This is a genomic window from Vibrio mimicus CAIM 602 (assembly GCF_000338875.1).
GTDB lineage: Bacteria > Pseudomonadota > Gammaproteobacteria > Enterobacterales > Vibrionaceae > Vibrio > Vibrio mimicus.
The window spans coordinates 85107-94859 of the sequence record NZ_AOMO01000055.1; the positions used below are offsets into that span (position 1 = coordinate 85107).

Here is a 9753-nt window from a genome sequence, read left to right on the forward strand (position 1 = left end):
CGCATTGTGGGTTAATCGTGACGCAGTACATTTTGTTCTAACAATGTACTGATGATGTCCAATGAACTCATCCCAGTGAAATCCATTTGGCTCGCCAAATTATCAATCACGATAGTCTGATGCACATTGTTATCTGTCATCACGTCCAATTCCAGATTATTATCAACCACATGTGCTGCCAACTGGTTAGACGAACTCAGACTGGACAAGAGTTGATCCATCGTTAGATGACTCCCTAAATCCTGAACCACATCAGTAAGATCAATGCTGTCACCTTCACTCACACTGAAATCTCGGATGTGATCAACGTTTTCATCGACACCATTGAGCGTCCATTTAAACAGATCGGCACCACTGCCACCGACTAAGATGTCTGATCCTAAGCCGCCAATCAGCACATCATCACCGGTACCACCTTGCAAATAATCGTCACCGCTACCCGATATCAGCATCATGCTGCTGTTATCTGCAATCACTAGGCTATCTGCACTGGTGCCACTGTGATCAAGTGGTACGCCATTTGCAGCTATCTCAACCCGATAATCAATCGTATTGACCGATTCAGCACGACTACCATCACTTTCCGTTGAGATGGCGGTGAGAGTGAGAGTGTGAATGCCTTGCTCTAGTCCCACCACTTTGAGGCTGTCCAGCGCATCGGAAGAGACTTCCCAACTGCCATTCCCCAAATCCACTATGTTACCGGAAGTGCTGTCTAAGCTAGCTCCTGACGGCAGGTGATCTACACGCACCGTCAAGGTTTCATGAAGATCCGTTAATGCTGCGATAGCACCGAGAAGGGCAATACCTTGACCGCTGACACTCTGGTTTGCGTAGATCTGCTGCGCATAATTCAGCGCAGGGTTCAGGCTTAAACTCGGCGGGTTAGCCACTGGATTGACTTGAATCGGATAGGTTTTGCTCTCTTCTAACGCCATGCCTGAAGCGTTTTCGAAATAGACACCGAGATCTTGCGCCTGTACGGTCAGATCGATTTGTGTACCCGCAATCGCCGTCGCATCCACGAAAACGCCATACAACGGATCGTTGTGATTAAGCAGTACGTTAATTGCATCCGGACTGCCTTCAAGAATCGCACTACCATCTAGGGCATAACTCACGACGACTGAGCTACCCGTTGGCGCTTGCACACTCAAAATACCCTCAGTGACGCTCAAAGTAACCTTCATCACATCATTGGCATGCGTCCCCGCATAATCCACATCCGACACTAAAATGCCCGTCAGCTTCTGCCCTGCCAGTTCATCAATCTGAGTCGTTAAATGGGTCCCATCACTTCGGGTTTATCATTTATCGCCGTAACATCAATTACGAATTGCGCACTGTTGTTATGTGCGGTCGATGGATCCCCAGCAATTTCGATTCCCGCATTGCCGTTGTCATTCACATTGAGTGTCACCGCTACCTGACCATAAAAATCAGGTGCTGGAATGAATTTAACCACACCTGCAGCGATCGCAGCATTGATATCGGCCACCTTGCCAGAGATGGAGAGTGTGCCCGTACCATCACCGCTGATGTTTAAACCACTGCTGTGCGTAGGATCAATGAGCAACACCCCACTGTTGACACCAATTTGCAAGTTATATTGTGCATTTGGATCATCCAACTGCGCATCAATATCCGCCAGTGTGAAGCTATCCAACAACAGAGGATGATCTTCCTCCGTCACTTGGTTTTGAACATTGAGAATGTCGGGACGATCGTTTACCGCCGTCACGTCCACGCTCACATCAAACTCTTGCGCAGCACCTAAGTGCTGACTTCCTGTCAGCCCGGTATCGACTGACTGCACTTTAAAATGCAGATTGCCATTCCAGTTCAGTTGATTGTTATCCCCTGAATTGAAAATCACTTTGTCGAGTTGCTGCGTATTGATTTCAAACACCCACACACCGGCACCAAGACTCGTTCCCAGAGTACCATCAAGCAAGCTCAGTGAAGCGCCATCTGGCACGCCGGAAATTTCGACTCGCAAGGTTTCAGGCGTGTTTTCAGTGTAATTAGCCCCACTTGGTAAACTCGCCGCTTTATCAAGAATCTGCGCACCGAGGTGAATCTCTATTGGTTGACCTTCATTACCCGCCACCTCTTGCACTGGGGTAATATCTACATCATCACCTACTGGCGTTACATTCAGCGTGAACTGACCTGTGTGCTCCACCGGTTCGCCCAGCAATGATTCTTGGGTAAAGACTTTGATCCCCAGTTGCACTTCGCCACTGAAATCTTTGGCAGGCTTAATCGCTAGTGCCGACAGATCCAGTGCCGTTAAACTACTGTTATGGATTTGAACACTCCACTCACCGCCACCATTGTTTTTCACCGTGTAATCCGACGATAAGGATTTCACCAAGAAATCGGTTGGCAATCCGGTGAGCGTCAGCGAAACAAATTCTTCTGAACCATCGTTGTCATTGAGGCTAACATTAAACGCGTTGCCTTGATCGGCGAGTGCAATCCAACTGTCTTCATCCCCCGCCACTGCCACTGGAGTGCCAGAGCCAATCGTGATTTCATCAACCACAGGCTTCACTTCGAAGCTCACTTGTGAAGTGAAAGACTTGGCTGGATCACTACTGCTCACGCCTTGTGAGCTCGCATTGGTCTCATCAAAGATTGTGCTATCAGTGATTTTGCCACTGACCGTAATACCTACGGTATGGATGTCATTACCAGTTGGGTAATTCGGTGCAGGTTTAAAGTAAATATCACTTAATGCAGCAGGTAGCTGTGATTGTGTCAGCGTGATGCTGGTACCTAAGACTTGACCATTAGCATCGACAAAAACTCCCGCATTAGTTTCGTTGAGAGTCAGAGTGACTTCCGTCAAGACTTCCTGACCTTGTGTGCTGCTGTTGAGGCTATCAGCCAGACCAATCGCCAGATTGAGATGCACAATTCCGTCTTCATAGGCGATTCCATCTTGTGTGGGTGTATCGTGCGCAAGATCAATTGGTTGATGATTGGCATCCAGCCCCAAGGTTTCTTGCACGTTCAAAGTAATAGTTGGTGTCAGCTTATTATCCAAAGGTTGATCACCACTGCTGCTTGGAACATCGGCCACAGGAGAGATCGCTACAGGGACTTGCGCACTCAACGTTTTTTCATCACCCGATTGAGTATCCGTGGTAACAAAAGTGACTGGCAAATTAAAGTCACCCGCAAAATCACGCGGTGGGATCAAGACCAATCCTTCCAAACCGGAAACCGAGCCATCCGAATTCAGAGTGCCTTTAAACACATATTGCCCATCGACAAAGTTGAAATCTTGTCCGGAAATCGAGGCCCCTGCAGGCAGATCGCTAGCGTTAATCACGATACTCAATTCGTCAGCCACCGCGTCAAAACTGGTGGCATTGACCATCAGTTTGTCTTGGATCTGTTGACCCAAGTTAATCGAGTTATCTTCTTTGCCGATCACCAAATCATCGGCATCACCAACCCAATTAAGTTGTGCCGCAACGCTATTACTGCCCGACACAGAAGTTGGAAAACTTAAGGTCAGCTCAGAGCTCACCTCTTTGGTGATTTTCGCTTCACTGCTGTCTTCACCTTGGTCATAGACTTTGGCAGTAATGGAGATCTTAATGTCGTTGAAACCGTTGCTATCCGGATCGTTATTACTGCTGTACACCAAGCCATTCGGCGCTTTGATGCTGAAATCGGCTTCGTTAGTGATGGTCCATGTACCATCACCGTTGTTGATCGCACCAGTGATCAGCAGTTGGTTGAGTACTTCTTGTGGTACATTGCCAAAACTCACCACCAGTTGATCAACCCGCTCATTAGACTGATAACTGCCTGTAGTATTGCTATCAAGGTTATCAAAGCGAATCACATTCGCGCCCGGCTGACCACCGTTGGTATCGTTGATGGTGAAATCAATCTTGCCGTTGCTATCGGCTTGTACGGCCTGTGTTACGCTGCCACTGTTTTCTACCAACAACTGACCATCAGGTTCAACAATCGGGTTCACTGTTACCCCAATTGAGCCTTGAATGACTTGCTCAGCAATGCCTTGTCCCGGATTACCCGCATCCACATATTCGTGGTCTTGTTCTTTGACCGTAATCGCCATATTCAACGTAAAGTCGGTACTGGAGTTATGCGGTGGGATCACCTGAATATAGCCTGACGCCGAAACTTGATGAGAGAAATCGACATCCGATTGTCCAACGGCTGGCTCAAGCACTAGCACGCCATTCACTAACGTGACTTCCACATTGTTAACGAACACTCGGCTGCCGTCAGGGAAACCCGAGATTTCAATTCGGCTGAAATACTCTTGTGCATCAGGATATTGAGTATTCCCCGGTGTGTTTTGCGGTACCCAAGTAACGTTAATACGGCTGTCTTCATTGCCGGAAACCACATTGTGATAGTCTTCCGTTACATCAATTTTCGGCTCAACCAAGATACGAATCGTGTTCTCCACTTGACGCACATGACCATCGTTTTCCGTCACAATCACGGTTGCAGTAATGTCGATATTTTCCGTCGAGGACGCGACAGGCTGTACCTGAATACCCGTGATCACCTGTTCTACCGTTAAGTTAGCTTGGTAGATGGGTTTGTGATTGCTGTCATAACCTACAAAGACCAGATCGACATGTGTGCCGTCACTGTCAAACAGCTTCACTCCATCAGGGATATTTGAAAGCAGTACAGATAAGGTTTCCGAGTTGTCATTAGGAAGGTTGCCCGCCGTTTCTCCAGTAATAACACTGAAGTTGAGATCCACTAAGCTGTCTTCAGTCACAGTGGTAATCACACCTTGGTGTGAGCCGTCGTTGAAAGTCTGCCACTGCGTGTTGCCATTCATCAACTCAATCGAAGGCAAGTCGGCTACCCCTTTTACGGTGACATTGACGGTTTTACTGCCTAAGGATCCAATATCCTGCGCTTGCCCCGTCGACAAGGTGACGGTGTCTTTAACTATCCCCTCGACAACGAATGAGAAATTCTCGTTGCTGTGTTGAGTGGGCAAAACTTCAACTTGAGATAACGCATTTTGCGGGATCTCATAATAGGTTTTGCCATTGGGATAAGTACCTTGCGTGATTGGGCTAGGATCGGAACTAAGCCAGACGAGTGTGGCACCGGCATCGGTAAAGTCTGACAACCGAACAAACAGAGCTTCTGAACCATCTGCATCGCCTGAGAGTGTCATGGTGATCACTTCACTCAGCAACAGCGGGTCATGTTCCACATTCGGATCAACCGCATTTTGATGTGATGCATTATCCTCAAAAATCGCAATACGATTCACCGCGAAGCTACCGCGATCCGCCTCTGGAGTCACATCAATCACAATTTCCTTGGTTTCGGATTGTGCCGTTTGCTTACCCGTAACGTAGTTGCTTGACTCTTTAGTGATGGCGGTAACATCGAGTTTAATTTGCCCCGCAAAGTTGTCTGCCGGATCAACCTGAACTTGGCCTATTTTGTTAGCAGGCACGTCATAGTATGTGCCGTTGGCATCGCTCTTAACTGGGATCGGTGAACCATCGCTGTACACCAATTTGGCGTGAGCGCCGTTTTCGGTAAAACGAATCTGGTAAGTAATGGCTTCCGGCGTACTTGTGTCCTGAGTTTGCGCAGAAATGTTGAGATTAACATTGCTGCCATCTTCAACAGCATCGTAATGGAATTCGCTGCTGCTCGTCCAAGTCGCAATATCGGCAACACTTTCAATCTCGATACGCATATTGCCGTTGGTAAAGTGGTCGCGCACCCCGTTATGCAGGATCTCCACGCTAACCGACGCATTCATGCCACCATTTGCGGTCGAGTAATGACGATCGGGCACAAAATAGAGGTTTTCTACCGTAGCGATATTGCCGCTAATAGACTGCTGCAACAGCGCGGCAGACAAAATGATATGCCCGCTTGTCGGATCCACATCCAATTTCACCAGCTGACTCGAACCATCGAGATAATAAAAATCACCGCGGATCTGACTCGGATTCCAGATCGAGACAGCACCTAGACTTTCGCCTTGATCGACATCGTAAAGATTGACCTGTAATGCCAACTTCAGCGCTTCAACAGGCAAGCCCGCCAGATTATCTTGCGCATTACTTTGTTCACCTGTTGGCACTAAGTTAAGTGAAGCATCGTGGCCTTGATCTTCATAACCCGTAAATTTCTGCTGAGTAATGCTCGCTTTATGATCAGAAATGGTGATATTGAGCTGCTCAGTCGAAGTGTCGTGGTCGTAATCCGTTGCGGTGACATTAACCGTAAATTTGATGTTGTTACCATCGGCATGATCAAGCTGCGCGACCGGAGTAAACGTAGCAGTACCGTTAGGTTGAATGATTAACGTGCCCAGATCTCGGCTAACACCATTCACGGTCTCAACAACAGTCACTGTTTGTGTATTCCCGTTGAGATCCACATCGTTAACCAATGCCCCAGCTCCATCACGGAACTGAATATCGCGCCCAGCTTCGTCTACTGCACTGATTCGTGTGACCAGCCCCTGATCCGCACCCTGCGTATCTGGTGACAAATTACTGTCTTTCGAAAACAGATTGACCGATTTCGCAGCGGTTCCTTCTTGCAGTGTAATATTCTTATCATGCAACAGCGGAACATCATCCATAATGGTGACAGGCAAGGTGACAGGTGACGAGTCACCATCAGCATCTTGCGCTAACACCGGAATATTCAATGTCAGTTGATCCGCATTGAGCGGGTGATCGACCGAGCCATTTAAGGTAAAGCTGTAGCTACCATCGGGTCTCAGCACTAAGGTAAAAATCACCGCGCCATTCGCCATACCTTGATAGGTATACACTTGACCATTAATGCTTGGAGCACCCCATATCACAGGTTGCCCTTGCGAGGTTAACCCTGTATCGCTACTCGTGCTGGTATTGATTTGATAATGCGCAATTCCATCAGCACCTTGTGTCGAGGTAAATTGCCCCGATACTGTAGTTGGCTCTTTGCTTTGATCGGTGCCTGTCGCTAAATCATCTTCGTTGACAGTCAAGGCTTGCGCGCTGATCACCGAAGGTTGGTCATCCACCACAGTAACAGGCAATACAATGCTGGAAGTGTCACCGTCAAAGTCGGTAGCCACCACATTAAAATTGAGCAGAAGCTCATCGCTGTCGGGCGCATGATCCAAAGGCCCCGACAAGGTAAATTGGTAACTACCATCAGCATTCAGCTGCAGGGTAAAAATCTCTGTGCCATCGGGTTTGGTCGCGGTATAAGTGTGATTGCCATTAGCATCAACACTGTCTGCCAGTGTTAACACTTGCCCGCCAGACGTCACTCCCGCCAGTGGATTGCTGGTAAGGTTCAGCGTATAGGAGACGACATGATCCGCACCTTGGGTAGTCGTAAATTGCCCTGAGGCTGTCAGTGGTTCTTTACTGGTATCAGAACCTTGCGCCAAGTCATCTTCATCCACCGACAAAGCTTGCACTGCGGTAATTTTCGGTTTGTCATCACCAATGGTGATCGGCAACGTCGCACTGACTTTATCACCATCAAAATCGATGGCGAGCACTTTGAAATTCAGCTGTTGTAGATTGCTGCCTACTGCGTGATCAATTGGTCCAGACAGAGTAAAGGTATAACTGCCATCCGTATTCATCACTAGGGTGAAAATAGGGTTACCACCCGCCATTGCGGTGTAAGTTAGATTACCGTTGCCATCATCCACAGGAGCAGAGAGCACAACGGCTGCACCATTTGAGGTTAAGCCTTGAACAGGATTCACGCTGTTATCAAGTTGATAACTGACCACCCGATCCGCGCCTTGCGTCACAGTAAACTGACCACTCGCGCTGAGAGATTCTTTGCTACTGTCCGAACCTTGTGGCAAGTCATTTTCCTGTACGATCAAAGCTTGCACATGAGTAAAGATAGGCTTGTCATCATTGATTTTGACGGGCAGTACAATGCTGTCACTGTCACCATCAAAGTCCGTGGCGATCACTTTGAAATTGAGCGTTAAATCGTTGCTATCAACAGCATGATCTACCGGAGCAGTGAGCGTGAAGCTGTATGAGCCATCGGTATTCAGCACTAGGATAAAGACGGTCGTACCACCCGCGGTGGCGGTGTAGGTCAGATTGCCATGGCCATCATCCACGGGCGCAGAAAGCGTTACCACTACACCATTGGAAGTGAGTCCTTGTACGGGGTTAACGCTGCTGTCTAGCACAAAGCTCGACACGCGATCTGCACCTTGCACCATCTCAAACTGACCCGTCATGGTAACCGGCTCTTTGTCTGTGTCTGAGCCTTGCGGCAAGTCGTTTTCATGCACGTATAGCCCGGTCACGTTTGTGAAATAAGGCTTGTCGTCATTGATTTTGACGGGCAGTACAATGCTGTCACTGTCGCCATCAAAGTCCGTGGCAATCACTTTGAAATTGAGTGTCAAATCGTTGCTATCAACAGCATGATCCACCGGAGCAGACAGTGTAAAGCTGTACGAACCATCGGTATTCAGCACTAGGGTAAACACAGTCGTGCTACCTGCACTAGCCGTGTAGGTCAAATTACCATTGCCATCATCCACGGGTGCTGAGAGCGTTACCGCTACACCATTGGAAGTGAGCCCTTGTACGGGGTTAACGCTGCTATCTAGCACAAAGCTTGATACACGATCCGCACCTTGCACCATCTCAAACTGACCTGTCATGGTGACCGGCTCTTTGTCTGTGTCTGAGCCTTGCGGCAAGTCGTTTTCGTGCACATACAGCCCCGTCACTTTCGTGAAGTAGGGCTTGTCGTCATTGATTTTGACGGGCAGTACAATGCTGTCACTGTCGCCATCAAAGTCCGTGGCGATCACTTTGAAATTGAGCGTTAAATCGTTGCTATCGAGTGCATGATCCACCGGAGCGGAGAGCGTGAAACTGTATGAGCCATCGGTATTCAGTACTAAGGTAAATACGGTCGTGCTACCTGCAGTCGCGGTGTAGGTCAAATTACCATTGCCATCATCGACTGGCGCTGAGAGCGTTACCGCCACACCATTGGATGTGAGTCCTTGCACTGGGTTAACGCTGCTGTCTAGCACAAAGCTCGAGACACGATCCGCACCTTGTACCATCTCAAACTGACCCGTCATGGTGACAGGCTCTTTGTCTGTGTCTGAGCCTTGTGGCAAGTCGTTTTCATGCACATACAGCCCAGTCACGTTTGTGAAGTAAGGCTTGTCATCATTGATTTTGACCGGCAGCACAATGCTGTCACTGTCACCATCAAAGTCCGTGGCGATCACTTTGAAATTGAGCGTTAAATCGTTGCTATCAAGTGCATGACCCACCGGCGCGGAGAGCGTAAAGCTGTATGAGCCATCGGTATTCAGCACTAGGGTAAAGACGGTCGTGCCGCCTGCAGTCGCCGTGTAGGTCAAGTTGCCATTGCCATCATCCACAGGTGCAGAAAGCGTTACCGCCACACCGTTGGAAGTTAGTCCTTGCACGGGGTTAACGCTGCTGTCTAGCACAAAGCTCGACACACGATCTGCACCTTGCACTATCTCAAACTGACCCGTCATGGTGACGGGCTCTTTGTCTGTGTCTGAGCCTTGTGGCAAGTCGTTTTCATGCACATACAGCCCAGTCACGTTTGTGAAGTAAGGCTTGTCATCATTGATTTTGACCGGCAGCACAATGCTGTCACTGTCACCATCAAAGTCCGTGGCGATCACTTTGAAATTGAGCGTTAAATCGTTTGCTATCAAGTGACATGATC

General features: G+C 48.5%; 1 pseudogene. It reads right to left on the reverse strand.

From position 1 onward, the window contains the following. Positions 1-11: 11 nt before the first annotated feature. Positions 12-9736: pseudogene (locus D908_RS0119830) on the reverse strand (T1SS-143 repeat domain-containing protein); the annotation flags it as partial. Positions 9737-9753 lie beyond the last annotated feature (17 nt).